This window comes from Streptomyces tritici (genome assembly GCF_048500665.1).
Lineage (GTDB): Bacteria > Actinomycetota > Actinomycetes > Streptomycetales > Streptomycetaceae > Streptomyces > Streptomyces tritici.
In genome coordinates, this window is the sequence record NZ_CP183183.1 from 2,092,408 (window position 1) to 2,117,247 (window position 24,840).

Annotated in this window: 23 protein-coding genes; 5 read left to right on the top strand and 18 right to left on the bottom strand. The window is 73.2% G+C overall.

Going from position 1 to position 24,840, the window contains the following annotated elements; all coding sequences use genetic code 11:
- From ybeY to ACNJ93_RS09795, 3 genes are all read right to left on the bottom strand, one after another.
- Complete coding sequence (gene ybeY, locus ACNJ93_RS09785; RefSeq protein WP_418956981.1) at positions 1-498, bottom strand: rRNA maturation RNase YbeY; 498 nt, start codon at positions 496-498, stop codon at positions 1-3.
- Positions 499-510: 12 nt separating this feature from the next.
- On the bottom strand, positions 511-1,536 hold the full coding sequence (locus ACNJ93_RS09790) for a PhoH family protein (RefSeq protein WP_418956982.1): 1,026 nt from the start codon (positions 1,534-1,536) through the stop codon (positions 511-513).
- A 165-nt stretch (positions 1,537-1,701) separates the two neighbouring features.
- The gene (locus ACNJ93_RS09795) at positions 1,702-2,820 is read right to left on the bottom strand and encodes a carbohydrate kinase family protein (protein WP_418956983.1); all 1,119 of its coding nucleotides are present in this window, start codon (positions 2,818-2,820) and stop codon (positions 1,702-1,704) included.
- 253 nt (positions 2,821-3,073) lie between these two features.
- On the opposite strand from ACNJ93_RS09795, the gene ACNJ93_RS09800 reads away from it, so the two are divergent.
- Positions 3,074-4,258 carry an MFS transporter gene (locus ACNJ93_RS09800; RefSeq protein WP_418956984.1) on the top strand — a complete coding sequence of 395 codons (1,185 nt, stop codon included), beginning with the start codon at positions 3,074-3,076 and terminating at the stop codon, positions 4,256-4,258.
- Between the two features lie 69 nt (positions 4,259-4,327).
- On the opposite strand, the gene ACNJ93_RS09805 is transcribed toward ACNJ93_RS09800, so the two are convergent.
- The 9 genes from ACNJ93_RS09805 to hrcA all read right to left on the bottom strand — a co-directional run bounded on the left by ACNJ93_RS09805 (position 4,328) and on the right by hrcA (position 13,562).
- Positions 4,328-5,320 (bottom strand): adenosine deaminase, encoded by a 993-nt coding sequence (locus ACNJ93_RS09805; protein WP_418961357.1) that lies wholly within the window; start codon positions 5,318-5,320, stop codon positions 4,328-4,330.
- A 105-nt stretch (positions 5,321-5,425) separates the two neighbouring features.
- Positions 5,426-6,328 (bottom strand): ribonuclease Z, encoded by a 903-nt coding sequence (locus ACNJ93_RS09810; RefSeq protein ID WP_418956985.1) that lies wholly within the window; start codon positions 6,326-6,328, stop codon positions 5,426-5,428.
- 22 nt (positions 6,329-6,350) lie between these two features.
- The gene (locus ACNJ93_RS09815) at positions 6,351-6,710 is read right to left on the bottom strand and encodes a histidine triad nucleotide-binding protein (RefSeq protein WP_418956986.1); all 360 of its coding nucleotides are present in this window, start codon (positions 6,708-6,710) and stop codon (positions 6,351-6,353) included.
- Between the two features lie 188 nt (positions 6,711-6,898).
- Positions 6,899-8,011, bottom strand: coding sequence for a tetratricopeptide repeat protein (locus ACNJ93_RS09820; protein WP_418956987.1), 1,113 nt, complete (start codon positions 8,009-8,011; stop codon positions 6,899-6,901).
- Positions 8,008-9,387 (bottom strand): AAA family ATPase, encoded by a 1,380-nt coding sequence (locus tag ACNJ93_RS09825; RefSeq protein ID WP_418956988.1) that lies wholly within the window; start codon positions 9,385-9,387, stop codon positions 8,008-8,010. The genes ACNJ93_RS09820 and ACNJ93_RS09825 overlap by 4 nt, the downstream gene beginning before the upstream one ends.
- A gap of 124 nt (positions 9,388-9,511) precedes the next feature.
- Positions 9,512-10,255 (bottom strand): 16S rRNA (uracil(1498)-N(3))-methyltransferase, encoded by a 744-nt coding sequence (locus ACNJ93_RS09830; protein ID WP_418956989.1) that lies wholly within the window; start codon positions 10,253-10,255, stop codon positions 9,512-9,514.
- A complete protein-coding gene (locus tag ACNJ93_RS09835) occupies positions 10,252-11,328 on the bottom strand; it encodes a nitronate monooxygenase (RefSeq protein ID WP_418956990.1) in 1,077 nt (358 codons plus the stop codon). The genes ACNJ93_RS09830 and ACNJ93_RS09835 overlap by 4 nt, the downstream gene beginning before the upstream one ends.
- Before the next feature lie 77 nt (positions 11,329-11,405).
- Positions 11,406-12,545, bottom strand: a complete 1,140-nt coding sequence (gene dnaJ / locus ACNJ93_RS09840; protein WP_418956991.1) for a molecular chaperone DnaJ — start codon at positions 12,543-12,545, stop codon at positions 11,406-11,408.
- Entirely contained in the window at positions 12,546-13,562 is a 1,017-nt protein-coding gene (hrcA, locus tag ACNJ93_RS09845) for a heat-inducible transcriptional repressor HrcA (protein ID WP_418956992.1), read from the bottom strand.
- Between the two features lie 144 nt (positions 13,563-13,706).
- On the opposite strand from hrcA, the gene ACNJ93_RS09850 reads away from it, so the two are divergent.
- Together ACNJ93_RS09850 and ACNJ93_RS09855 are read left to right on the top strand one after the other, a co-directional pair.
- A complete protein-coding gene (locus ACNJ93_RS09850; protein ID WP_418956993.1) occupies positions 13,707-14,432 on the top strand; it encodes an MBL fold metallo-hydrolase in 726 nt (241 codons plus the stop codon).
- 123 nt (positions 14,433-14,555) lie between these two features.
- Positions 14,556-15,359, top strand: a complete 804-nt coding sequence (locus ACNJ93_RS09855; RefSeq protein ID WP_418956994.1) for a DUF3097 domain-containing protein — start codon at positions 14,556-14,558, stop codon at positions 15,357-15,359.
- A gap of 160 nt (positions 15,360-15,519) precedes the next feature.
- Here the strand turns inward: ACNJ93_RS09855 and hemW are convergent, their stop codons facing one another.
- From hemW to lepA, 3 genes are all read right to left on the bottom strand, one after another.
- Entirely contained in the window at positions 15,520-16,752 is a 1,233-nt protein-coding gene (hemW, locus tag ACNJ93_RS09860; protein ID WP_418956995.1) for a radical SAM family heme chaperone HemW, read from the bottom strand.
- 67 nt (positions 16,753-16,819) lie between these two features.
- Positions 16,820-18,712 carry an AMP-dependent synthetase/ligase gene (locus ACNJ93_RS09865; protein WP_418956996.1) on the bottom strand — a complete coding sequence of 631 codons (1,893 nt, stop codon included), beginning with the start codon at positions 18,710-18,712 and terminating at the stop codon, positions 16,820-16,822.
- A 247-nt stretch (positions 18,713-18,959) separates the two neighbouring features.
- Entirely contained in the window at positions 18,960-20,831 is a 1,872-nt protein-coding gene (lepA, locus tag ACNJ93_RS09870) for a translation elongation factor 4 (RefSeq protein WP_418956997.1), read from the bottom strand.
- 217 nt (positions 20,832-21,048) lie between these two features.
- On the opposite strand from lepA, the gene rpsT reads away from it, so the two are divergent.
- Positions 21,049-21,315 (top strand): 30S ribosomal protein S20, encoded by a 267-nt coding sequence (gene rpsT, locus ACNJ93_RS09875; protein WP_318106881.1) that lies wholly within the window; start codon positions 21,049-21,051, stop codon positions 21,313-21,315.
- Between the two features lie 298 nt (positions 21,316-21,613).
- Here rpsT and holA read toward each other — a convergent pair whose 3' ends face one another.
- Positions 21,614-22,600, bottom strand: coding sequence for a DNA polymerase III subunit delta (gene holA, locus ACNJ93_RS09880; protein WP_418956998.1), 987 nt, complete (start codon positions 22,598-22,600; stop codon positions 21,614-21,616).
- Positions 22,601-22,657: 57 nt separating this feature from the next.
- On the opposite strand from holA, the gene ACNJ93_RS09885 reads away from it, so the two are divergent.
- The gene (locus ACNJ93_RS09885; RefSeq protein ID WP_418956999.1) at positions 22,658-22,903 is read left to right on the top strand and encodes a hypothetical protein; all 246 of its coding nucleotides are present in this window, start codon (positions 22,658-22,660) and stop codon (positions 22,901-22,903) included.
- On the opposite strand, the gene ACNJ93_RS09890 is transcribed toward ACNJ93_RS09885, so the two are convergent.
- Both ACNJ93_RS09890 and ACNJ93_RS09895 read right to left on the bottom strand, forming a co-directional pair.
- Positions 22,900-24,171 (bottom strand): MFS transporter, encoded by a 1,272-nt coding sequence (locus tag ACNJ93_RS09890; RefSeq protein WP_418957000.1) that lies wholly within the window; start codon positions 24,169-24,171, stop codon positions 22,900-22,902. The two genes, ACNJ93_RS09885 and ACNJ93_RS09890, sit on opposite strands and share 4 nt — an antisense overlap.
- Positions 24,168-24,839: a winged helix-turn-helix domain-containing protein gene (locus tag ACNJ93_RS09895; protein ID WP_418957001.1), complete on the bottom strand. Its 672-nt coding sequence runs from the start codon at positions 24,837-24,839 to the stop codon at positions 24,168-24,170. Before ACNJ93_RS09895 ends, ACNJ93_RS09890 begins: the two co-directional genes overlap by 4 nt.
- Between the last annotated feature and the right edge of the window lies 1 nt (position 24,840).

Below are 24,840 nucleotides of genomic sequence, written 5' to 3' on the forward strand. Positions count from 1 at the left end.
TCAGGAGACGGTCGGCGCCGGCGAGGGGCCGGTCAGGCCCTGCTCCGCGCGCCAGCCGTCGACGATGGCCGCCTGCAGGCCGAACATCTCGGCCTTCTCGTCGGGCTCCTCGTGGTCGTAGCCGAGCAGGTGCAGCACCCCGTGGACGGTGAGCAGCTGGAGCTCCTCGTCCATGGAGTGCCGCGTCGGGGCGTCCTCGCCCTGCTTCTTGGCGACCTCGGGGCAGAGCACGATGTCGCCGAGGAGCCCCTGCGGGGGCTCCTCGTCGTCCTTGGCCGGCGGGCGCAGCTCGTCCATCGGGAAGGACATGACGTCCGTCGGACCGGGCAGGTCCATCCACTGGATGTGGAGCTGCTCCATCGCCTCGGCGTCCACCACGATCACCGAGAGCTCGGAGAGCGGGTGGATGCGCATCCGCGCCAGCGCGTAGCGGGCGATGTCGAGGATCGCCTGCTCGTCGACCTCGGTTCCGGACTCGTTGTTGACGTCGATCGACATGTTGCGCTGTGACTACTTCCCGTCGGAGCCGTTCCGGCTGTCGTACTTCTCGTACGCGTCGACGATACGGCCGACGAGCTTGTGCCGGACGACATCCTGCGACGTGAGCATCGAGAAGTGCACGTCCTGGACGCCGTCGAGGATGTCCCGGACCTGCCGCAGACCGCTCTTCGTGCCGCCCGGCAGGTCGACCTGGGTGATGTCACCGGTGATGACGATCTTCGAGTCGAAGCCGAGGCGGGTGAGGAACATCTTCATCTGCTCGGGGTTCGTGTTCTGCGCCTCGTCGAGGATGATGAACGCGTCGTTGAGCGTCCGGCCGCGCATGTACGCCAGCGGCGCGACCTCGATCGTCCCGTTCGCCATCAGCTTGGGGATCGAGTCGGGGTCGAGCATGTCGTGCAGCGCGTCGTACAGCGGCCGCAGGTACGGGTCGATCTTCTCGTAGAGCGTGCCGGGCAGGAAGCCCAGCCGCTCGCCCGCCTCGACCGCCGGCCGGGTCAGGATGATCCGGGTGACCTGCTTGGACTGCAGGGCCTGGACCGCCTTGGCCATGGCCAGGTACGTCTTGCCGGTACCGGCGGGGCCGATGCCGAACACGATCGTGTGCTTGTCGATGGCGTCGACGTAGCGCTTCTGGTTCAGGGTCTTGGGCCGGATGGTGCGCCCGCGGCTGGAGAGGATGTCCTGGGTGAGCACCTCGGCGGGCGTCTCGCTCTCGCCGCCACCGGTCTCGCTCGCCTTGAGCATGGCGATCGAGCGTTCCACTGCGTCCTCCGTCATCGGCTGACCGGTGCGGAGCACCAGCATCATCTCGTCGAACAGGCGCTGGATCAGGGCGACTTCCGCCGCCGCGCCGGTCGCGGTGACCTCATTGCCCCGGACATGGATGTCGGCGGCCGGGAACGCCTTCTCGATCACGCGGAGCAGGGCGTCGCCGGAGCCGAGAACGGTCACCATCGGGTGCTTGGCGGGCACGGTGAACCGGGCCTGCGCCTGCCCCGGCGCTCCCTCGTGGGCTGTGGATGTCTGAGTCATGGGCCGGCACTGTGGCCTGCACATACCTCCCGTTGCAGGGTTCTCGCTGCTCGACAACCTCTCGGACACCAAGCCTACGACTTGTCACTGACAAGGCCGAAGCGATTTCCCGGAGGGCCCGGGCCCACGGGCCTCGGGGCCTCGGGCCGGGGCGGCTTTCCGGCCTCAGGCCGGGGCGGGCCGGAAGCCGATGGTGGGGACGGCCCGGCGCCGCGGCCAGGGGCGGGCCTCGGCGGGCAGCAGCGGCTCCAGGAAGGCGTACCGGTCGCGCAGCGCCGCCGGGTCCTGGCAGGCGTGCTCCCGGGCGGTGTGCCACCAGGCCGCGACCTCGCCCCAGCCGGGTGCGGACAGGGAGCCGCCGAACTCCTGCACCGACAGGGCGGCGGTCAGCCCGGCGAAGGCGAGCCGGTCCGCGAGCGGCCAGTCCGCCAGGGTCCCGGCGACGAACCCGGCGACGAAGACGTCTCCCGCGCCGGTCGGGTCGAGCGCGGACACCTGGATCGCCGGCACCTCGGCGGTCTCGCCGGTCCCGCCGTCCACCGCGTACGCGCCCTCCGCGCCCAGCGTGACGACCGCGTACCGGACCTTCTCGGCCAGCGCGCGGGCCGCGGCGCGCGGGCAGTCGGTGCGGGTGTAGCGCATCGCCTCCTCGGCGTTCGGCAGGAAGGCCTCGCAGTGCGCCAGATCGGGCAGCGCGGCGAGGTCCCAGCGGCCGGTCTCGTCCCAGCCGACGTCGGCGAAGATCAGGGCGCCGGAGCGGTGGGCGCGGGCGATCCACTCCTCGCTGCGGCCGGGCGCGAGGGAGGCCACCGCGGCGCGGGCGTGCGGCGGGTACGGGGGCGCGGCGGCCCCGTCGAGGGGCGGGGCGTCGTGGCCGTGCGAGACCATGGTCCGCTCGCCCTCGTAGGCCATGGACACGGTGACGGGCGAGTGCCACCCGGGAACCGTCCGGGACAGCGACAGATCGATCCCCTCGCCCTGTTCCAGGGCGTCCCAGCAGTACTCGCCGTAGTGGTCGTCGCCGAAGGCGGCGGCGAGCGAGGTGCGCAGCCCGAGCCGGGCGAGCGCGGTCGCCATGTTGGCGACCCCGCCGGGGCTGGAGCCCATGCCGCGGGCCCAGGACTCGGTGCCGCGGACGGGGGCGCTGTCGAGCCCGGTGAAGATGATGTCCAGGAAGACCATGCCGGTCAGGAAGACGTCGCAGGGCGGGTCCGAGGGGCCGCGCAGGGCTCCCAACGGGTCGACTCCGGCGGCGCGTTCGGTCTCTGCTCCCCTGGTGCTCACGTCAGGCTCCCGGTGGTGGTGCGGATCAGGCCAGTGTGCCTGAAAGGGGGCACCGGGCGAGCGGCGACGCGGCACGAAGGGCTGCCGCTGCTACCCCGGACGGCCACCCCCAAACCCATGGTGACGCACACCACACGAACGGGAGGGCCGGAACGTCTTCACCGGCCGCTCGGGGGCTTGATACAGATGGGGCCGCGATCCCGTGGAACACCGGGCGCTCCACCCCTCTCGCCCCTTGTTCCCAGGACCGCCCATGTGGCCTCTCGTGGCCCTTTTCACGGCCGGCTACGCCGCCCCGTACCTCCTGCCCACCGTCGTCGGACGCCTCGCGACGGGCCTCGGCCTCACGCAGACGCAGGCCGGTCTGACCGGGTCGGCGCTGCTCCTCGCCTCGGCCTGCGCGGGCTTCGCGCTGGCCGGCCGGGTGGACCGGATCGGCCCGCGCCGCACGGCCGGGGCGGGGCTGCTGGCGATGGTCTGCGGCTACGGCACCGCCGCGGCGACGGCGGCCGTCCCCGTCGTCCTCGCGGGCGCGGTCCTCGGCGGCATCGGCTCGGGCACGGCGACCGCCGTGGCCGCGGCGGGCATCGCGGCCCACCGCGACCCGCACCGCGCCTCGACGCTCGGCCTGCTGTCGGTGTCGGCCACCGCGGGCGCGCTGTACCTGACGCTGCCGCGGCTCGGCACCGGCCACGGCCTGCCGTTCGCGGCGCTCGCGGCCGTGGCGGTGCTCGCGTGGCCGGGGACGCGCCGCCTCGAGGCCGTACGGGGCGGGCGGCCGGCCGCCGGCACAGCCGGGCTGCCGCGCCGGGGCGCGGGCACGGCACTGGCCACGGCCCTGCTGCTGTGGTCGCTGGCGCAGAACGCCCTGTGGGGCGTCAGCGGGCGGATCGGCACGGTGCAGGCGGGCCTGAGCGAGGTGGCGGTCGGCGCGGTGTTCGCGGCGGCGCTGGGCGCGGGGCTGGTCGGCGTGGCGGCGGCGGGCGCCCTGGGCGGGCGGCTCGGCAGGGCCGTACCGATCGGCGTGGGGACGGCGGTCATCGCGGGCTGCGTGGCACTGAGCGCGGGCGCGCGGGAGCCGGTGACCTTCGCGGCGGGCGAGATCGCCTGGAACGCGATGTACCCGGTGGTGCTGTCGTACGTGATCGCCCTCGCGGCCGCCCTGGACCCGCGCGGCCGCTGGACGATCCTGGCCGGCGCGGCCTCGTCCCTGGGCGTCGCCTGCGGCCCGGCGGCCGGCACCGCCCTCTCCGGGGCCGCGGGCTATCCGGTGATGGGCGCCGTCCTGGGCGCCCTGCTCCTGGCCACGGCGGTCCCACTGACGGTCGTCGCCCGGCGGGCGTCCCGGCCCCGGGTCACCGCGTTCGCCCTGCCCCGGCCCGAGTCCCACGAGGCCCGGCACGCCTACGCCCTGGCCCGGCCGGGCACACAGCCCTGAGGCCGCCCGGGGGCCCGGGGCCACCCGAGCCCCGGGGCGCAGGGCCACCCGAGCACCCGGGGCGCAGGGCTACCCGAAGTCGTGCGCCTCGACCTCCGCGAGGTACCGCGCGCGCCGCTCCTCGTCGTCCTCCAGGAACGACGCCTCGAACGAGTTCCGCGCCAGCAGCCGCAGCTGTTCGGCGCCGAGGCCCAGCTCGGCGCGCACCGCGTCGAAGTTGTCGCCCGCGTAGCCGCCGAAGTACGCCGGGTCGTCCGAGTTGACCGTCACCATCAGCCCGGCGGCCAGCATGGCCGGCAGCGGGTGGTCCGCCAGCGTGTCCACCGCCCGCAGCCGCACGTTCGACAGCGGGCACAGCGTCAGCGGCACCCGCTCCCGCACCAGCCGCTCCACCAGCTCCGGGTCCTCCATGGACCGCAGGCCGTGGTCGACACGCTCCACCCCGAGCACGTCCAGCGCCTCGCGCACGTACTCCGCGGGGCCCTCCTCGCCCGCGTGGGCGACCCGGCGCAGTCCGAGGGCGGCGGCCGCCTCGTACACCTCGCGGAACTTCGCCGGCGGGTTGCCGACCTCCGCCGAGTCGAGCCCGACGCCGGTGATCCGGTGCAGGTACGGCTTCGCCTCCTCCAGCGTCCGCAGCGCCGACTCCGCCGACTCGTCCCGCAGGAAGCACATGATGAGCCGTGTGGAGACGCCGTGCCGCTCCTCGCCGCGGTCGAGCGCCGCGGCCAGGCCCTCCACGACCGTGCCCATGGACACGCCCCGCGCGAGGTGGGCCTGCGGGTCGAAGAAGATCTCGGCGTGCCGGACGCCCTGCGCGGCGGCCCGCGCGAGGTACGCGTCGGCGAGTTCCGTGAAGTCCTCGGCGGTGCGCAGCACGGCCATCAGGCGGTAGTACAGGTCGAGGAACGACTGCAGGTCGCCGAAGCGGTAGGCGGCGCGCAGCTCCTCCGTGTCCCGGTAGGGCAGTTCGACGCCGTTGCGCTCGGCGAGCGCGAAGGCCAGCTCGGGTTCGAGCGTGCCCTCGATGTGGAGGTGCAGTTCGGCCTTGGGGACGGGGATCGGGGCGGGTGCCTGGCTGGTCCGGCTTCGGTCGTTCATCGCTTCTCGGTTCTGGTGGCGGGATTCGGGAGTCGGGGTCCGGGCTCGGCGGTCGGGCCGCGGGGTCTATCGCTTCGGCAGCGGTACGCGCGCCAGGTCCTGCGCGACCGTCAGCTCCCCCTCGAACCCGGCCGCGCGCGCCTGCCGTTCGAACTCCCCCGGGTCGGAGTACCGCTGCGAGAAGTGGGTGAGCACGAGGTGCCGTACGCCGCCCTCCCGCGCCACGCAGGCCGCCTGACCGGCGGTCAGGTGGCCGTGGTCCTCCGCGAGGACCGCGTCCTCGTCGAGGAACGTGGACTCGATCACCAGCTGGTCGCAGCCCTCCGCCAGCGCGTACACGCCCTCGCACAGGCGGGTGTCCATGACGAACGCGAACCGCTGCCCGCGCCGTACCTCGCTCACGTCGTCCAGGGTGATCCCGCCGAGCACGCCCTCGCGCTGGAGCCGGCCCACGTCGGGGCCCTTGACGCCGTGCGCGGCGAGCTTCTCCGGCAGCATGCGCCGCCCGTCGGGCTCGACGAGCCGGTACCCGAAGGACTCGACGGGGTGCGACAGCCGCCGCGCCTCCAGCGTGTACGCGGGCGTCAGCGCGAGCACCCCGTCCTCGGCGACGGGCGCCTCCTTCAGCTTCACGGTCTCGCGGTACGCCGTCGCGTACCGCAGCCGCTCGAAGAAGCGCTGCCCGCTCGCCGGGTAGTGCGCGGTGACCGGATGCGGCACCTGGTCGAGGTTGATCCGCTGGATCACCCCGGCCAGCCCCAGCGAGTGGTCCCCGTGGAAGTGCGTGACGCAGATCCGGTCGATGTCGTGCGCGGCGACGCCCGCCCGCAGCATCTGCCGCTGGGTGCCCTCGCCGGGGTCGAAGAGGATGCCCTCGCCGTCCCAGCGGAGCAGGTAGCCGTTGTGGTTGCGGTGCCGGGTCGGCACCTGGCTGGCGGTGCCGAGAACGACGAGTTCGCGTACGGACAAGAGAACCTCGGGCGGGTAGGGGCTATCCGGGCGGCCAGTTCAGGCCGCGGCCGCCCAGCACGTGCGCGTGGGCGTGCCACACGGTCTGACCCGCGCCGCTGCCGGTGTTGAACACGATGCGGTAACCGGGCTCGTCGACCTTGTCGAGCTGGGCAACCTCGTGCGCCTCGCGCAGCACGTCCGCCGCGACCTGCGGCTCGGCGGCGGCCAGCGAGGCGGCGTCGGGGTAGTGCAGACGCGGGATGACCAGGACGTGCGTCGGCGCCTGGGGGTTGATGTCCCGGAACGCGACGGTGGTCTCGGTCTCCCGCACGATCGTCGCGGGCACCTCCCCGCCGACGATCTTGCAGAACAGGCAGTCGCTCTGCGGCTCTCCGGCCATGGACCCGGCCTCCTCGATCGGTGACGATCAGCGATAGCGATTCCAGTGATCAGTACAACGGCATGCTATCGGCCGCTACCGACAGTTCCCGCCCCGGCGGACCGGGCAGGTCCCCGGGCCCCGTCCCCGGGGCCCGTCCCCGGGGCCCGTCCTCGGGGCCCGTCCCCGGGGCCCGTCCCCGGGGCCGCCTACGTCCGCCCCGGTTCCCGGCGCCGCAGCGCCGCCCGGCTGACCCAGTACGTGATCACCACGCCCCAGAACAGCGGCACGCCCAGCGCCGCGACGAACGAGGCGGGCGTCCACCACAGCACCAGCGCCAGCACCGACTGCAGTCCCAGCAGCCCCACGGCCGTGGCCATGGCCAGGACCGGCCGGCAGCTCCGTGCGACCAGCAGCAGCGGCCGGCGCACCCGCGGCGGCACCCGGCGCAGCATCCACAGCGCCCAGCCGCCCCAGGCCCCGACGACCACCGCCGCGCCGACCATCAGCGCGACCACCGCCCCGGTTCCCGAGCCGCCGGTGCGCAGCGGCGCGGAGCCGATGTTCGCGGCGAGGTAGCCGAGCAGGGCCACCCAGCGGGCCCCGGCCGCGGTCCCCCACGCCATGGCCTCCAGGTTGTAGCGGGCCTCCTTGTCGTCCCGGTCCAGCGCCGCGGACTCCACGAAGCCCACCGCCGCCTTGGTCCAGGCGCCGCGTTTGAACCATCGCCGCCGCATATGGATGAGCGAGAGGTTGTTGTGCGCCTCGCTGCTCTCCGGGTTGAGCCGCAGCGCCGTCTCGTACGCCCGCTGGGCGGTGGCGTGGTCGCCGAGCCGCTGCGCGGTGATCCCGACGAGGAAGTGCGCCGCGTCCTCCTCGGGCGCGAGCGCGACGGCGCGGCGCGCCGCCTCGTACGCCTCCGCCTTGCGGTGCGCGGTGCCCGACCAGTCGACGGGGCGGCGCGCGGCGGCGTCCACGGCACGGTCGAGGGCCGCGCCGAGCGCGTAGTGGCTGCCCCAGTGCTGCGGGGCGAGTTCGACGGCCCGCCGGGCGGTCAGCTCGGCGTCCGCGTACGCCTGGAGGGCCAGCAGGACGTCGGTGCGGACCAGCAGCGCCGTCAGGGAGTGCGGGTCGGCCCGCAGCGCCTCGTCCACGGTGGCCAGCGCCTCGCCGTCCTGGCCGAGGCGGTGCCGGCAGCGGGCCAGGAGCACGAGGGCGTTCGCGTCGCCCGGGTCGCCCGCCAGGTGCTGGGCGGCGAGGGCGGCGGCCGCCTCGTAGCGGCCGGCGTCGTACAGCGCGTCGGCGCGCAGCAGGGCGGTCACAGCTTGCGCTTCTTCTTCAGGTAGGCGAGGAGGTCGTCGTACATGCCGCCGTCGTTGGCGAACATGGCGACGTTGCGCGCCGAGGAGAACCAGGGGTCGGTGGACGGCCGGATCTGCCGGGCCGCCTCCAGCAGGTCCTTGGTGCCGATCATGCGGACCCGGCCGGTGCGGGCGGAGTCGAGGAGGGCCGCCTCGGCGGCCGTCTCGCACAGGTGCGCCAGGTCGGCGCCGGAGTACTCCTCGGTGACCTTGACGATCTTGCCGAGGTCGACCGACTCGATGGGCCGGTCGCGCAGGTGGTAGCGGAGGATCGCCTCGCGGGCGGCGGCGTCCGGCGGCAGCACGAGCAGCGTGCGGTCGAGCCGGCCGGGCCGGCGCAGCGCGAGGTCCACGTCCCAGGGCACGTTGGTCGCGGCGAGCACGAACACGCCCTCGTTGCCGCCGCTGTCGATGCCGTCGAGCTCGGTGAGCAGCTGGTTGACGACGTTGCGCAGACCGCCGTGGTGGGTGCGGGAGCGCTTCGCGCCCAGGGCGTCCAGCTCGTCGAGGAAGACCACGCAGGGGGCCTTGCGGCGGGCGGTCCGGAAAATGTCGTGGACGTTCTTCTCGGAGGTGCCGATCCACATGTCGAGGATGTCCGAGAGGGAAACGGACAGGAAGTTGGCGCCGAGTTCGCCGGCGACGGCGCGGGCGATGAAGGTCTTGCCGCAGCCGGGCGGGCCGTACAGGAGCAGGCCGCCGCGCAGCGACTTGCCGTACAGCTTGCGCAGTTCGGGGTTGCGCATCGGCGCGAGGAACGCGGCCTCCAGGCGCTCCTTGACGTCCTGCATGCCGCCGACGTCGGCGAGGCGTACGGTGCCGGGCGCGTCGACGTCCCAGGCGGACACGTCGCCGGGGTCGTTGCCCGCGCCGTCGGCGGCGAGCGGCTCGTCCGCGAAGCGGGGGCCGACGAGGTCCCCGACCTGCTGCTCGGCGGCGGCCCAGTCGAAGGCGGGCGGCTCGGCGGGAACGTGCGGGGCCTCGGGGGTGTGCGGAGGCTCGGGGGTATGCGGGGCCTCGGGGGGCTGAGGGGCGGCGGGGGACTGTGGGGCCTGGGGGACGTTGGTGGCTGCAGGGGCGTGCGGCGCCGCGGGGCTCCGGGGCGCTTGCGGCGCGGCCGGGGGGATCCCCATCGCGCGGGCCATCAGGGCTCGCGCCTCCGGGTCGCCCGGCGCGTGCTGGAGCGCGACGGCGGCCTCCGTGACGGCCTCGTCGTTCCGCCCTTCGGCCAGCAGGAGTTCGGCGAAGTGCAGCCGCAGGGGCACGTCGGCGGGCGAGGCCGCCACGGCCGCGCGCAGGCTGCGGAGCAGAGGGGACTCGGATGACTCGTCGGACATGCCGCCACCCTAAGGAGCGAACGGGGTACGCCGTCCAGCGGGTCGGACCGGTGACATCCGCCTCATCGGGCCCGGTGACGTCCCCCTCATCGGGCCGGTGGCGTGCGGAGGGTCCGTCCGCCCGTCAGGACCAGCGGCCGGTACGGCCCAGGACGAGGGCCGCGGCGGCGGTTCCGGCCGTGGAGGTGCGCAGCACGCTCGGGCCGAGGCGGTACGGCTTCGCCCCCGCCTCCTCGAACGCCGCCAACTCCTCCGGCGAGACGCCCCCTTCCGGGCCGACGACCAGCACGACCTCGCCCTCGGCGGGGACCGCGGCGGTGGCGAGCGTGGCGCTCGCGTGCTCCCGGTCCTCGTGCAGCACGGCCGCGAAGTCGGCGCCGGCGAGCAGCGCGGCGACCTGCTTGGTCGTCATGAGTTCCGCGACCTCGGGGAAACGCGTCCGGCGCGACTGCTTGCCGGCCTCCCGGGCGGTGGCCCGCCACTTGCCGAGGGCCTTCAGCCCGCGGTCGCCCTTCCACTGGGTGATGCACCGGGACGCCGCCCAGGGCACGATCGCGTCCACGCCGGTCTCCGTCATGAGCTCGACGGCGAGTTCGCCCCGGTCGCCCTTGGGCAGGGCCTGGACGACGGTGATCCGGGGCGCGGGCTCCCGGTCCTGGTGCCGGGCGTCGACGCTGACGGTCAGCCGGTCCTTGCCCTCGGCGGCGAGGACGGTGCACTCCGCGGAGGCGCCGTGCCCGTCGGTCAGGACGAGCGCCTCGCCCGCCCGCAGCCGCTTCACGGAGACCGCGTGCCGGCCCTCGGGCCCGTCGAGGAGGAAGGTGCCGCCGTCCGGGACGGCGTCGACGACGAAGACGGGTGCGGTCATGAGGCGCTCCTGTGGGCCAGCGCGGTCAGTGCGGTGTCGATCTCGGCGGCCAGCACCTCGACGAGCTGCCCGGCGGGCAGTTCGCGGGCGAGGCGGTGGCCCTGGCCGGCCCACAGGGCCATGCCCTGCGGGTCTCCGGCGGTCGCCGCGGCCTTGCGCAGCGGCGCGGTGAGGTGGTGGACCTCGGGGTAGGCGGCGGGGGCGTACGGGCCGTGCTCGCGCATGAACCGGTTGACCAGGCCGCGGGCGGGGCGCCCGGAGAAGGCCCGGGTCAGCTCGGTGCGGGCGAACAGCGGGTCGGTCAGGGCCCGCTTGTGCAGCGGGTGCGCGCCGGACTCCGGGCACACCAGGAACGCGGTGCCCAGCTGCGCCGCGTCCGCGCCGGCGGCGAGCACGGCCGCGATCTGGGCGCCGCGCATCATCCCGCCGGCGGCGACGATCGGCAGCCGGACGTTCTCCCGCACCTGGGTGACCAGGGCGAGCAGCCCGAGGCCGGCGCCGTCCGCGTCGGGGTCGTCCTTGTGCGTCCCCTGGTGCCCGCCGGCCTCCACGCCCTGCACGCAGACGGCGTCCGCCCCGGCCCACTGCGCGTGCCGGGCCTCGTCGGCGGAGGTGACGGTGACGATCGTGTACGTGCCGGCGCGCGCGAGCGCGTCGAGGGTGTCGCGGGTGGGGCAGCCGAAGGTGAACGAGACGACCGGGACGGGGTCGTCGAGGAGGATCGCCAGCTTGGCGTCGTACCCGTCGTCGCGGCCCTGGTCGGCGTCGCCGAGGGGAGTGTCGTACCAGTCCGCCTCACCGGCGAGCTGGTGCCGGTACACCTCCAGGGCGGCCGCGTCGGCGGTCTGCCCGGTCTGCGGCATGAACAGGTTGACCCCGAACGGCTGCCCGGTGAGCCCGCGCAGCCGCTTGATCTCCTCGTACATGCTCCCGGCGGTCTTGTAGCCCGCCGCCAGGAACCCCAGCCCTCCGGCCTCGCTCACGGCCGCCGCCAACTGCGGGCACGAGCCGCCGCCCGCCATGGGGGCCTGCACGACGGGGTATCGGCAGAGTTCGTTCAGCGCGGAGGACATGCGGCCATCGTGTCATGACACGCAGAAGGCGCCGCACAAGGCGGCGCCCCCTCCGTCACGTACGAGCGCTGAAACCCCTACCGCCCGTTGAAGGCGTCCTTCAGCCGCGAGAACAGGCCCTGCTGGCCGGGCTGGAACTGGCCCGTGGGCCGTTCCTCGCCGCGCAGCTTGGCCAGTTCGCGGAGCAGGCGCTCCTGCTCCGGGTCCAGCTTCGTCGGGGTCTGGACCTCGACGTGGACGATCAGGTCGCCCCGGCCGCCGCCGCGCAGATGCGTGACACCGCGGCCGTGCAGCGGGATCGACTGGCCGGACTGCGTGCCCGGGCGGATGTCGACCTCCTCGCGGCCGTCCAGGGTGTCCAGCGGCACCTTCGTGCCGAGCGCGCCCGCCGTCATCGGGATGGTGACCGTGCAGTGCAGGTCGTCGCCGCGGCGCTGGAACACCGGGTGCGGCAGCTCGTGGATCTCCACGTACAGGTCGCCCGCCGGACCGCCGCCGGGGCCGACCTCGCCCTCGCCGGCGAGCTGGATGCGGGTGCCGTTGTCGACGCCCGCCGGGATCTTGACCGTCAGCGTCCGGCGCGACCGCACCCGGCCGTCGCCCGCGCACTCGGGGCAGGGCGTCGGGACGACCGTGCCGAAGCCCTGGCACTGCGGGCAGGGCCGGGAGGTCATGACCTGGCCGAGGAAGGACCGGGTGACCTGCGAGACCTCACCGCGGCCGCGGCACATGTCACAGGTCTGCGCGGAGGTGCCCGGCGCGGCGCCCTCGCCGGAGCAGGTCGTGCAGACGACGGCCGTGTCGACCTGGATGTCCTTGGTCGTGCCGAACGCGGCCTCGTTCAGCTCGATCTCCAGCCGGATCATGGCGTCCTGGCCGCGGCGGGTCCGCGAGCGCGGTCCGCGCTGCGAGGCCGTGCCGAAGAAGGCGTCCATGATGTCGGAGAAGTTGCCGAAGCCGCCGGCGCCGAACCCGCCCGCACCGCCCCCGCCGCCCGAGGAGGACAGCGGGTCGCCGCCGAGGTCGTAGACCTGCTTCTTCTGCGGGTCGGAGAGCACCTCGTAGGCGGCGTTGATCTCCTTGAAGCGCTCCTGCGTCTTCGGGTCCGGATTCACATCCGGGTGAAGCTCGCGCGCCAGGCGCCGGAACGCCTTCTTGATCTCGTCCTGCGATGCGTCGCGGCGTACGCCCAGTACGGCGTAATAGTCCGTGGCCACTTACGACTCCGCCAGGATCTGTCCGACGTAACGTGCCACTGCGCGTACCGCTCCCATCGTTCCGGGGTAGTCCATGCGGGTCGGTCCGACCACGCCGAGTTTTGCGACGGCCTCGCCGCCCGAACCGTAGCCGACCGTGACCACGGATGTGGACGTGAGGCCCTCATGGGCGTTCTCGTGCCCGATGCGCACGGTCATGCCCGAGTCGTTGGCCTCGCCGAGCAGCTTCAGGAGCACGACCTGCTCCTCCAGCGCCTCCAGCACCGGCCTGATCGTGAGGGGGAAGTCGTGCCCGAAGCGGGTGAGATTGGCGGTGCCGCCGATCATCATCCGTTCCTCGTGCTCCTCCGCCAGGGTTTCCAGGAGCGTCGCGAGCACCGCCGCGACCGTACCGCGGTCCTCCGCCTCGAACGACTCCGCGAGGTCCTGCACCAGACGCGGGACGTCCGCGAAGCGCTTGCCGGCGACCCGGCTGTTCAGCCGGGCCCGCAGGTCGGCGAGGGAGGTCTCGCCGAACGGCGCGGGGCAGTCGATCATCCGCTGCTCGACCCGGCCGGTGTCCGTGATCAGCACCAGCATGAGGCGGGCCGGCGACAGCGACAGCAGCTCCACGTGCCGGACCGTCGAGCGGGTCAGGGACGGGTACTGCACGATCGCGACCTGCCGGGTCAGCTGCGCGAGCAGCCGGACCGTACGGGCCACGACGTCGTCGAGGTCGACCGCGCCGTCGAGGAAGTTCTGGATCGCGCGCCGCTCGGGCGTCGACAGCGGCTTGACGGCCGCCAGCTTGTCGACGAACAGCCGGTAGCCCTTGTCGGTCGGGATGCGTCCGGCGCTGGTGTGCGGCTGGGCGATGAAGCCCTCCTCCTCCAGCGCGGCCATGTCGTTGCGGACGGTGGCCGGGGAGACGCCGAGGTTGTGCCGCTCGGTGAGCGCCTTCGAGCCCACCGGCTCCTCCGTCCCGACGTAGTCCTGGACGATGGCGCGCAGCACCTCGAGTCTGCGTTCGCTGAGCATGGGCGCACACCTCCAGCTGTCGGTCCGGTCGCTCCGGTCTTTGGCACTCGCCGTGTCCGAGTGCCAGGAATCCCCCGGCCAGTGTACGGCGGCGGACATCGCTCCTGGCAAGGAGGCGGTACGCCGGACCGATAGCGTCACGGTATGGACATCGGTTGGGAAGAGTACGGCTGGGAGCGGCTCGCCGACGGAGTGGGGCGCCGGCGGCTGCCGGGCTGGGACGCCACCGTGGGGCTCGTCCTGGGCGGTCGCGGGGTGCTCCTGTACGACACGGGCTGCTCGCTGAGGGAGGGCGCGGAGCTGCGCTCCCAGGCGGAGGCGATGACGGGCCGGAAAGTGACGCACATCGCACTGAGCCACCCGCACTTCGATCATGTACTGGGCACGGCGGCGTTCGCCGGCGCCGAGGTGTACGGGGCGGTCGGCATGGACACGCTGCTACGGAGCGTCCGGGAGCGCGAGGCGCTGCGTGGCGACGCGGTGACGCAGGGCCTCGACGCCGGCGAGGCGGCCGAGGCGGCGGACGTCCTGGTGGCGCCGCGGCACGTGGTGTCCGGCGAGTGGACGCTGGACCTGGGCGGGCGGCAGGTGCTCCTGGCCAACGTGGGGCCCGGCCACTCGGGACACGACCTGGTGCTGCTGGTGCCGGGGGCGCCGGAGGTGGTGTTCTGCGGCGACCTGGTGGAGGAGTCGGGCGAGCCGCAGGCCGGCCCGGACGCGGTCCCCACCCAGTGGCCCGCGGCACTCGACCGCCTGCTGGCGCTGGGCGGCGAGGAGGCGCGGTACGTGCCGGGGCACGGGGCGGTGGTGGACGCGGCGTTCGTCCGCGCGCAGCGCGATGAACTGGCACGACGCGTCGAGGTGCCCTAACGTCCCCCAAGTGCGCAGCCACAACCCAGACCTGACGCCCCCTTGACTGTGCTTTCCCGGGGGCACCCCCCGGACCCCCGGCAGAACCACCACCGCGGCCCGCCCAGGACGGAACCGAACTCCATGCGCAGCTACAACCCAGACCTGACGCCCCCTTGGAAGCGGTCCGCCCCCGTGCCGGAGGTGCCGGCGGAGCCGGACCTGGTGGTGGAGGAGGTGTCCACGGGCTTCTGCGGGGCGGTGATCCGCTGCGAGGCGGGCACGGTCACGCTGGAGGACCGCTTCGGCAAGCACCGGGTGTTCCCGATGGACCCGCGCGGCTTCCTGCTGGAGGGCAGGGTCGTCACGCTGGTGCGCCCGTCCAGGGCCGCGCCGGCCCGCCCCGCGCGCACGGCCTCGGGCTCGGTCGCGGTGCCCGGCGCGCGGGCGCGGGTGGCCCGGGCGGGCCGGATCTACGTGGAGGGCCGGCACGACGCGGAGCTGGTCGAGAAGGTGTGGGGCGACGACCTGCGCATCGAGGGCGTGGTGGTCGAGTACCTGGAGGGCGTCGACGACCTGCCGGCGATCGTCGCGGACTTCGCCCCGGGGCCGGACGCCCGCCTGGGCGTCCTGGTCGACCACCTGGTGCCGGGCTCGAAGGAGTCGCGCCTCGCGGCTCAGGTGACGGGCGAGCACGTGCTCGTGGTGGGGCACCCGTACATCGACGTCTGGGAGGCCGTGAAGCCCTCGTCGCTGGGCATCCCCGGCTGGCCGACCGTCCCCCGCGGCCAGGACTGGAAGACGGGCGTCTGCCGGGCCCTGGGCTGGCCGGAGAACACCGGCGCGGCCTGGCAGCACATCCTGTCCCGGGTGACCACGTACAAGGACCTGGAACCGGCCCTGCTGGGCAGGGTGGAAGAACTGATCGACTTCGTGACGGCCCCCTAGCAGCCGGCCCCCGTTGTGGGCAGACGTTCCGCATGGCGGAACGGGTGGGCACAACGCCCGGAGGCCGGTTCCCGCCAGGAGCGCGCTCATCCGATCAACCCGAGGGCCCGGGGGCCCGGGGCCCGCCCCCGGTTCGGGAAGGGGCGGGGTGGGGAACGAATCAGTCCACCAGATCCCGCACCACCGCATCCGCCAGCAACCGCCCCCGCAGGGTGAGCACGGCCCGGCCGGCCGCGTACGCCCCGGGGTCGAGCAGCGCGTCGTCGAGCGCCTTGCGGGCCGCGGCGAGGCCCTGCGGCCTGAGCAGGTCCAGCGGACAGCCCTCCCGCAGCCGCAGCTCCAGCAGGATCCGCTCCACCCGCCGGTCCTCCTCCGCGAGGACCTCCCGCCCCGCGCCCGGCGACTTCCCGGCCGCCAGGGCGGCGGCGTACGCGCCCGGGTGCTTCACGTTCCACCAGCGCACCCCGCCGACGTGGCTGTGGGCGCCGGGCCCGGCGCCCCACCAGTCCGCGCCGCGCCAGTACAGCTCGTTGTGCAGGCAGCGGCCCGCCTCGGAGGTCGCCCAGTTGGAGACCTCGTACCAGGCGAAGCCCGCGCCGGAGAGCACCTCCTCGGCCATCAGGTACCGGTCGGCGTGCACGTCGTCGTCGGTCATGGGCACCTCGCCGCGGCGTATCCGCCGCGCCAGCTGCGTGCCCTCCTCGACGATCAGCGCGTACGCGCTGACGTGGTCGGGGCCGGCGCCGATCGCCGCGTCGAGGGAGGCCCGCCAGTCCTCGTCGGACTCCCCCGGGGTGCCGTAGATGAGGTCGAGGTTGACGTGCTCGAAGCCCGCCGCACGCGCCTCGCCGACGCACGCCTCGGGCCGCCCGGGCGTGTGGGTGCGGTCGAGGACCTTCAGGACGTGCTGCCGGGCGCTCTGCATGCCGAACGAGATCCGGTTGAAGCCCCCGGCCCGCAGCTCCGCGAGATACGCGGGGTCGACGGACTCGGGGTTCGCCTCCGTCGTCACCTCGGCGTCGTCCGCGAGCCCGAACTCGTCCCGGATCGCGCCGAGCATCCGGACCAGGTCCCCGGCCGCCAGCAGCGTCGGCGTGCCGCCGCCGACGAACACCGTCCGCACCGGCCGCGGATCGTCGCCGAGCACCTTCCGGGCGAGGCGTATCTCCTCGACGACCTGCTCGGCGTAGTTGTCCCGCGAGGCGAGCACGCCGCCGGTGCCGCGCAGCTCGCTCGCGGTGTACGTGTTGAAGTCGCAGTAGCCGCACCGCGTGGCGCAGTACGGCACGTGCAGATAGAACCCGAGCGGCCGCTCCCCTGCCCCCCGGAGGGCATGGACGGGCAGGGACCCGTCCTCGGGCACGGGCTCACCATCGGGCAGTACGGAAGGCATGGACCCATTGTCCCGTACCGCCCGAGGTGACCCCTCGGCCTGTGGACAACTCCGGCCGCGGGAGGCTCTACGCCTCGCGGGCGCCCGCGTACATCTCGTCGATGAGGTGCTGGTAGGTGCGCTCCACCACCGGACGCTTCATCTTGAGGCTCGGGGTGAGCTCGCCGTGCTCGACGTCGAGGTCGCGCGGCAGCAGGCGGAACTTCTTGATCGTCTGCCAGCGCTGCAGGCCGGTGTTGAGGCGCTCGACGTAGCCCTGGATCAGCTTCTCGACCTGCGGGGAGCCGACGACCTCCGCGTACGTCCTGCCGCCGAGGCCGTTCTCGGCCGCCCAGCCCTGGATGGCGGCCTCGTCGAGGGCGATGAGGGCGGAGCAGTAGTTCCGGTCCGCGCCGAGCACCACGATGTTCGAGACGAACGGGCAGACCGCCTTGAACTGGCCCTCGATCTCGGTCGGCGCGATGTACTTGCCGCCCGAGGTCTTGAACAGGTCCTTCTTGCGGTCGGTGATCCGCAGGTAGCCGTCCGCGGACAGCTCGCCGATGTCGCCGGTGTGGAACCAGCCGTCCGGCTCCAGGACCTCGGCGGTCTTCTCCGGCAGGCCGTGGTAGCCCTCCATGATGCCGGGGCCACGCAGCAGGATCTCGCCGTCGTCGGCGATGCGGACCTCGCAGCCGGGCAGCGGCTTGCCGACGGTGCCGGTGCGGTAGGCCTCGCCCGGGTTGACGAAGGACGCGGCGGAGGACTCGGTGAGGCCGTAGCCCTCCAGGATGTGGATGCCGGCGCCGGAGAAGAAGTAGCCGATCTCGGGGGCGAGGGCGACCGAGCCGGAGACGGCGGCGCGCAGCCGGCCGCCGAAGGCCTCGCGGAGCTTCTTGTAGACCAGCGCGTCGGCCACCTTGTGCTTCGCGGTGAGCGCGAAGGGCGCGGAGGCGGTGCCGGTGCGGCGGAAGTTGTCCTGGGTGACCTTGGCGTATTCGCGGGCCACCCCGGCCGCCCACTGGAAGATCTTGTACTTGGCCCCGCCGGCCTCGCGGGCCTTGGCGGCGACGCCGTTGTAGACCTTCTCGAAGATGCGCGGCACGGCGGCCATGTAGGTCGGCTGGACCACCGGCAGGTTCACGATGATCTTGTCGATCCGGCCGTCGACGGCGGTGACGTGGCCGACCTCGATCTGGCCGGAGGTGAGCACCTTGCCGAAGACGTGGGCCAGCGGCAGCCACAGGTACTGGACGTCGTCCTTGGTGCACAGGCCGGTCGCGGCGATGGCCTTGGCCATGTACGACCAGTTGTCGTGCGGCAGGCGGACGCCCTTGGGGCGGCCGGTGGTGCCGGAGGTGTAGATCAGCGTGGCGAGCTTGTCCGCGGTGATCTCCGCGACGCGCTCCTTGACGGCCTCGGGGTGCTTCTCCAGGTACGCCGCCCCGCGCTTCTCCAGGTCGGCGAGGGTGAGCACCCAGCCCTCCGGGTCGTCGTCGGCGCCCTCGGCGATGCCGTCGGCGTCCAGGACGACCACGTGGTGCAGTCCCGGCAGCTCGGCGCGGCACTCACGGGCCTTGGCCAGCTGCTCGGCGTTCTCCGCGATCAGCACCTTGGAGTCGGAGTCGGACAGGATGAACGCCGACTCCTCGGCGTTGGTCGACGGGTACACCGTGGTCGTGGCGGCGCCCGCGCACATCACGCCCAGGTCGGCGAGGATCCACTCGACGCGCGTGGCGGAGGCCAGGGCGACCCGCTCCTCCGGGCGCACGCCCAGGTCGATCAGGCCCGCGGCGACGGCGTAGACCCGCTCGGCGGCCTGGCCCCAGGTCAGCGACTTCCACTCGTCCGGGCCCTGACCCGAGGAGGAGGGCACCGGATAGCGGTAGGCCTCCGCGTCGGGAGTCTGCGCGACGCGCTCCAGGAAGAGGGTCGCCACGGAGGGCGGCCGGTTCTCGATCAGGGTCTGTGTGTCGCTCACGACGTCCTCCGGGCGGCGGCGGTGCCTTCTGGCGGTGCGTATTTAACTGGCGAGTAACCTTCGAGCCGGGATCAGACTAGTTGGCCGAAGTCTGCTGCGTAAGGCCCTGCGCCCAGCCGCTTCATACCCGGTTCATAACGAAGAGGCACACGCGCCACAACCCGGAAGGGCTCCCGCGCCGTCGCGCGGGAGCCCTTCCGTGTCATGCGTCAGCTGCCTGGCCGAAACCCGACGGTCGGACGGCGGGTCACTTCTTGGTCTTGCCGCCGGCTGCGTCGTCGCTCGACAGAACGGCGATGAAGGCCTCCTGCGGGACCTCCACGGAGCCGACCATCTTCATCCGCTTCTTGCCTTCCTTCTGCTTCTCCAGCAGCTTCCGCTTACGGGAGATGTCACCGCCGTAGCACTTGGCGAGGACGTCCTTGCGGATGGCGCGGATGGTCTCGCGGGCGATCACCCGGGAGCCGATGGCGGCCTGGATCGGCACCTCGAAGGCCTGTCGCGGGATCAGCTCGCGCAGCTTGGCGACGAGCCGGACACCGTAGGCGTACGCGGCGTCCTTGTGGGTGATCGCCGAGAAGGCGTCCACCTTGTCGCCGTGCAGCAGGATGTCCACCTTGACGAGGCTGGAGACCTGCTCGCCGGTGGGCTCGTAGTCGAGCGACGCGTAGCCGCGGGTCTTGGACTTCAGCTGGTCGAAGAAGTCGAAGACGATCTCGGCGAGGGGCAGGGTGTAGCGGATCTCCACCCGGTCCTCGGAGAGGTAGTCCATGCCGAGCAGCGTGCCGCGGCGGGTCTGGCAGAGCTCCATGATCGAGCCGATGAACTCGCTCGGGGCGAGGATCGTGGCGCGCACGACCGGCTCGTACACCTCGGAGATCTTGCCCTCGGGAAACTCGCTCGGATTGGTGACGGTGTGCTCGGAGCCGTCCTCCATGAGCACCCGGTAGACCACGTTCGGCGCGGTGGCGATGAGGTCGAGGCCGAACTCGCGCTCCAGCCGCTCGCGGATCACGTCCAGGTGGAGCAGGCCGAGGAAGCCCACGCGGAAGCCGAAGCCGAGGGCGGCGGAGGTCTCCGGCTCGTACACCAGGGCGGCGTCGTTGAGCTGGAGCTTGTCGAGGGCGTCGCGCAGCTCGGGATAGTCCGAGCCGTCCAGCGGGTAGAGGCCGGAGAACACCATCGGCTTGGGGTCCTTGTAGCCGCCGAGCGCCTCGGTGGCGCCCTTGTGCTGGGAGGTGATGGTGTCACCCACCTTGGACTGGCGGACGTCCTTCACACCGGTGATCAGGTAGCCCACCTCGCCGACGCCGAGGCCGTCGGCCGGCAGCATCTCGGGCGAGTTGGTGCCGATCTCCAGCAGCTCGTGGGTGGCGCCGGTCGACATCATGCGGATGCGCTCGCGCTTGTTGAGCTGGCCGTCGATGACACGGACGTACGTGACGACGCCCCGGTACGAGTCGTAGACGGAGTCGAAGATCATCGCGCGGGCGGGGGCGTCGGCGACGCCCACCGGGTGCGGGACGTCCTTGACGACGCGGTCGAGCAGCGCCTCGACGCCGAGACCGGTCTTGGCGGAGACCCGCAGCACGTCGTCGGGGTCGCAGCCGACCAGGTTCGCCAGCTCCTCGGCGAACTTCTCCGGCTGGGCGGCCGGCAGGTCGATCTTGTTCAGCACCGGGACGATGGTGAGGTCGTTCTCCATCGCCAGGTAGAGGTTCGCCAGGGTCTGCGCCTCGATGCCCTGCGCGGCGTCGACCAGCAGGATCGTGCCCTCACAGGCGGCGAGGGAGCGGGACACCTCGTAGGTGAAGTCGACGTGCCCGGGGGTGTCGATCATGTTCAGGATGTGCGTCCGGCCCTGGTCGGGGCCCTCCGTGGGGGCCCACGGCAGACGGACGGCCTGGGACTTGATCGTGATGCCGCGCTCGCGCTCGATGTCCATGCGGTCGAGGTACTGAGCGCGCATCTGCCGCTGCTCGACCACACCGGTCAGCTGGAGCATCCGGTCGGCGAGGGTCGACTTGCCGTGGTCGATGTGCGCGATGATGCAGAAATTGCGGATCAGCGCCGGGTCGGTACGGCTCGGCTCGGGCACGTGGGTAGGGGTCGCGGGCACGCAGGGTCCTGATTCTTGAGGCGCCGGGCGTCTCTGCTCGGGTCGACGTCGGGACGATTCGGATCGATACGTAGCCTCTATGCTCCCACGCCCGCGGGCGGGCGCTCGGTTTGGGCGGCCGAGAGGCGTCCTGATACCGTGGACAGCTGTGTCTCGCATGCCCTCTCAGCTGCGGGACGCATCCTGAAGAAACATCGAACCTGTAAAGGCTCTTTCAGTGGCGAACATCAAGTCCCAGATCAAGCGGAACAAGACGAACGAGAAGGCGCGCCTGCGCAACAAGGCCGTCAAGTCCTCGCTCAAGACCGCGATCCGCAAGGCCCGCGAGGCCGCCGCCGCCGGTGACGTCGAGAAGGCCACTGTGGCCGCTCGCGAGGCGTCCCGTCAGCTCGACAAGGCCGTCTCGAAGGGTGTCATCCACAAGAACGCCGCCGCCAACAAGAAGTCGGCGCTGGCCACCAAGGTTGCCACCCTCCAGGGCTGAGCTCTGATGTAACCGCCGGAACGGGCTCAGCGGTCCCTCTCACCCGCTCCTGACCGGCCCCCGGCACGCACGCGGACGCGTTCGCCACGCGTGTGCGAGCCACGAAGCACCACACCGAGGCCCCGCCTCCTCACCCTTCCCCAGGGCAGAGGCGGGGCCTTCGGCTTGCCTGGGGCGGGGGAGGGTCGTGCGCCGGGGCTCGGGGCTCGGGCGTGCGTCGTGCCCCGGCGCTCGGGCTTGCCGGTGGCTGAGCGTCGGGGAGGCGTCCGGACCGGCTCAGCGGCGCGGGCGACCGTCCTCAGCGGCGCATGCGGGCGGCTCGGGCCACCGCCACGACGGCCTTCTCCAGGGCGTACTCCGGGTCGTCCCCGCCGCCCTTCACGCCCGCGTCCGCCTCCGCCACCGCGCGCAGCGCGAGGGCGACGCCGTCCGGGGTCCAGCCGCGCATCTGCTGCCGCACCCGGTCGATCTTCCACGGCGGCATCCCCAGCTCCCGTGCCAGGTCCGCGGGGCGGCCGCCGCGCGCGGAGGAGAGCTTGCCGATCGCCCGCACGCCCTGGGCCAGCGCGCTCGTGATCAGGACCGGCGCGACGCCTGTCGACAGCGACCAGCGCAGCGCCTCCAGCGCCTCGGCCGCCCGCCCCTCCACGGCGCGGTCCGCGACCGTGAACGAGGAGGCCTCCGCGCGGCCCGTGTAGTACCGGCCGACGACCGCCTCGTCGATCGTCCCCTCGACGTCCGCCGTCAGCTGCGCGACCGCCGACGCCAGCTCGCGCAGATCGCTGCCGATCGCGTCGACCAGCGCCTGGCACGCCTCCGGCGTCGCCGACCGCCCGAGCGTCCGGAACTCCTGTCGGACGAACGTCAGCCGCTCCGCGGGCTTCGTCGTCTTCGGGCAGGCGACCTCCCGCGCGCCCGCCTTGCGCGCCGCGTCGAGCAGGCCTTTGCCCTTGGCGCCTCCGGCGTGCAGCAGCACGAGGGTGATCTCCTCGGCCGGCGCGTCGAGGTACGCCTTGACGTCCTTGACCGTGTCGGCGGAGAGGTCGTGCGCGTTCCGCACGACCAGCACCTTCCGCTCCGCGAAGAGCGAGGGGCTGGCCAGCTCCGCGAGCGTCCCCGGCTGCAGCTGGTCGGCGGTGAGGTCGCGTACGTCCGTGTCCGGGTCGGCGGCCCGGGCCGCGGCCACCACCTCCCGCACCGCGCGGTCGAGGAGCAGCTCCTCCTGGCCCACGGCGAGCGTGACCGGGGCGAGGAGGTCGTCGGTGGAAGTCTTCCTGGTTGCCATCGCGCTCCAGCATCCCACGCGCCACGGACAGTCCCTCCGATGCCGGAGAATGTGCACGTGAGCGATGTGAGACACGTACTGGTGCTCCCGGACCGCGACGCCGCGGAGGAGGTCGCCGAGGAGCTGGCGGACCGCTTCGGCGTCGACGACGAACCGCAGCTCGTCCGCGACGCCCTGGCCGGCGAGGACGACGCCGAGGACGCGCAGTGGCTGGTGGTCGTCGAGGACCCGCGGGCACGCCTCGACCCCGCCGCCCTCGACGCGTTCGCCGCGGAGTACGACGGCTGGCTGGAGGCCCCCTAGGACCGGCCGGCCTTCTCCGCGGGGGCGGGGGCGGGCTCGGGCAGGTCCCGCGTCCTCGGGATCGGGGAGGGGAGCAGCCACAGCGTCGCGAGCACGCCGCCGACCGTGGCGATCCACAGGGTCGGGCGGAGCCCGATCGCGGTGCCGAGAACGCCGGCGGCGAGGGCCCCGAGCGGCCGGAACCCGTGGTTCAGGGTCCGGAACGCGCCCATGACCCGCGACCGGATCCGCTCGGGCACGAGCGCCATCTGCAGCGAACCGGCGGCCACGTCGACCACCATCACGCCCGCGCAGGAGAGGAATTCGGCGGCGAAGAACACGGCCGCGACCAGCCACACAGGCCCTTCGGCGAGCGGGATGAGCACCAGCGGCAGGGTGAAGCCGACGAAGCCGAAGACGATGGACGGGCCGATGCCGAAGCGGCGGACGACCGCTCCGCTGCACGTCGCGCCGATCAGGCCGCCGACCGCCCCGGCGCCGAGCACGGCTCCGAGCAGGCCCGCGCTCAGGCCGCGTTCGGTCGTCGCATAGAGCACGAACAGCGTGTGGAACATGTAGTTGAAGAACTGCAGCGTGCCCGACGACGCGAACAGCGCGCGCATGGAGCGGTCGCGCACCACCCAGCGCAGCCCCTCCGTGAAGTGCCCCTTGCCGCCGGGTGCGGGCGGGGGTTCGGCGGGCGCGATCCGGGCCAGGCTGCCCGCCGACACCAGATAGGTGACCGCGTCCACGAGCAGGGCTCCGGGTGCGCTGAGGAACTGCACCAGCAGGCCGCCGGCGCTCGGCCCGGCGAGCCAGGACATCGAACGGCTGCCGTTGACCAGCGCGTTCGCCTGTACGTAGCGCTCGGCGGGCACGAGCGCCGGGAGCAGGGCGGCGTTGCAGGCCTCGAAGAGCACGGTCAGCGTGCCCACTCCGAGCGCCACCACGTACAGCTGCCCCAGCGTGAGCCGGTCGAGCAGGTACGCGACGGGCAGGGTGAGCAGCAGCGCCGCCCGAACCAGGTCGGCACCGATCATCGCGCGGCGGCGCCGGGCCTGCCGGTCGGCCCAGGCCCCCAGCGGCAGGTTGAAGAGCAGCGCCGGAAGCAGCTCGGCGGTCTTGAGCCAGCTCATCTCGGCCGCGCCCGCGCCCAGGACCAGCACGGCCGTGAGCGGGATCGCGATGAGCGAGATCTGGTCGCCGACGAGGGAGACGGTCTGCCCGCTCCAGTACCTCCGGAACGTCCGCTCCCGCAGTAGCTCCGGTATGCGCTCCCCGATCGTCATCCGCGTCTCCCTCCCTCTTCGTCTTCGTCGCGTCCCGTGCCGGGTTCCGCCGGGGGCGCCTCCTCCGGGATCTCGCGGTCCAGGAAGGCGATCCGCAGCACGCTGACCGGCCGGGCCCCCTCGGGCCGCAGGGCCGGGTCGGTCTCGCGGTCCTCGTACGGCCGCAGCAGCGCGTCCATCCGCTCGCCGAGCCCAGCCAGCTCCTCGGGCGTGAGGTAGACCAGCGAGTCGCCGAACTGCTCGGCCTCCTGCCAGACGCGCGGCAGCCGGTGCCGGCTCTCCATGGCCCGGACGACGCGGTCGAAGTACCGCTCGGCGACCGCCACGTTCAGGGCGTCCGCGGCCTCGGCGACCGCCGGGTCCTCGCTGTACTCCGGCCAGTCGGTGAACTGCGCCGTGGCCCGCCAGGGTTTCTCCCGCCCCCGCCCGCCCGGCGCCACCTCGACCAGTCCGTACTTGGCGAGTATCCGGAGGTGGTACGAGCAGCTGGCGACGGACTCGCCGGTCAGCTCGGCCGCCCGCGTGGCCGTGAAGGGGCCGCTGCGGCGCAACAGGCCGACCAGCGTCATCCGGGTCGGGTGGGCGTAGGCCCGCAGCGCCCGCGGGTCGGTGAGCCGGACACTGCGGGGCGTCTCGCCTCCCCGGGGCGGTTCATTGCTCTGCGACATG

What these genes read in the sequence shown, in the direction of transcription:
- ybeY (WP_418956981.1), bottom strand. Translation starts at nt 498, where the DNA reads ATGTCGATCGACGTCAACAACGAGTCCGGAACCGAGGTCGACGAGCAG.
- ACNJ93_RS09790 (WP_418956982.1), bottom strand. Translation starts at nt 1,536, where the DNA reads ATGACTCAGACATCCACAGCCCACGAGGGAGCGCCGGGGCAGGCGCAG.
- ACNJ93_RS09800 (WP_418956984.1), top strand. Translation starts at nt 3,074, where the DNA reads ATGTGGCCTCTCGTGGCCCTTTTCACGGCCGGCTACGCCGCCCCGTAC.
- ACNJ93_RS09815 (WP_418956986.1), bottom strand. Translation starts at nt 6,710, where the DNA reads ATGGCCGGAGAGCCGCAGAGCGACTGCCTGTTCTGCAAGATCGTCGGC.
- ACNJ93_RS09825 (WP_418956988.1), bottom strand. Translation starts at nt 9,387, where the DNA reads ATGTCCGACGAGTCATCCGAGTCCCCTCTGCTCCGCAGCCTGCGCGCG.
- ACNJ93_RS09830 (WP_418956989.1), bottom strand. Translation starts at nt 10,255, where the DNA reads ATGACCGCACCCGTCTTCGTCGTCGACGCCGTCCCGGACGGCGGCACC.
- ACNJ93_RS09835 (WP_418956990.1), bottom strand. Translation starts at nt 11,328, where the DNA reads ATGTCCTCCGCGCTGAACGAACTCTGCCGATACCCCGTCGTGCAGGCC.
- hrcA (WP_418956992.1), bottom strand. Translation starts at nt 13,562, where the DNA reads ATGCTCAGCGAACGCAGACTCGAGGTGCTGCGCGCCATCGTCCAGGAC.
- ACNJ93_RS09850 (WP_418956993.1), top strand. Translation starts at nt 13,707, where the DNA reads ATGGACATCGGTTGGGAAGAGTACGGCTGGGAGCGGCTCGCCGACGGA.
- ACNJ93_RS09855 (WP_418956994.1), top strand. Translation starts at nt 14,556, where the DNA reads ATGCGCAGCTACAACCCAGACCTGACGCCCCCTTGGAAGCGGTCCGCC.
- hemW (WP_418956995.1), bottom strand. Translation starts at nt 16,752, where the DNA reads ATGCCTTCCGTACTGCCCGATGGTGAGCCCGTGCCCGAGGACGGGTCC.
- holA (WP_418956998.1), bottom strand. Translation starts at nt 22,600, where the DNA reads ATGGCAACCAGGAAGACTTCCACCGACGACCTCCTCGCCCCGGTCACG.
- ACNJ93_RS09890 (WP_418957000.1), bottom strand. Translation starts at nt 24,171, where the DNA reads ATGACGATCGGGGAGCGCATACCGGAGCTACTGCGGGAGCGGACGTTC.
- ACNJ93_RS09895 (WP_418957001.1), bottom strand. Translation starts at nt 24,839, where the DNA reads ATGTCGCAGAGCAATGAACCGCCCCGGGGAGGCGAGACGCCCCGCAGT.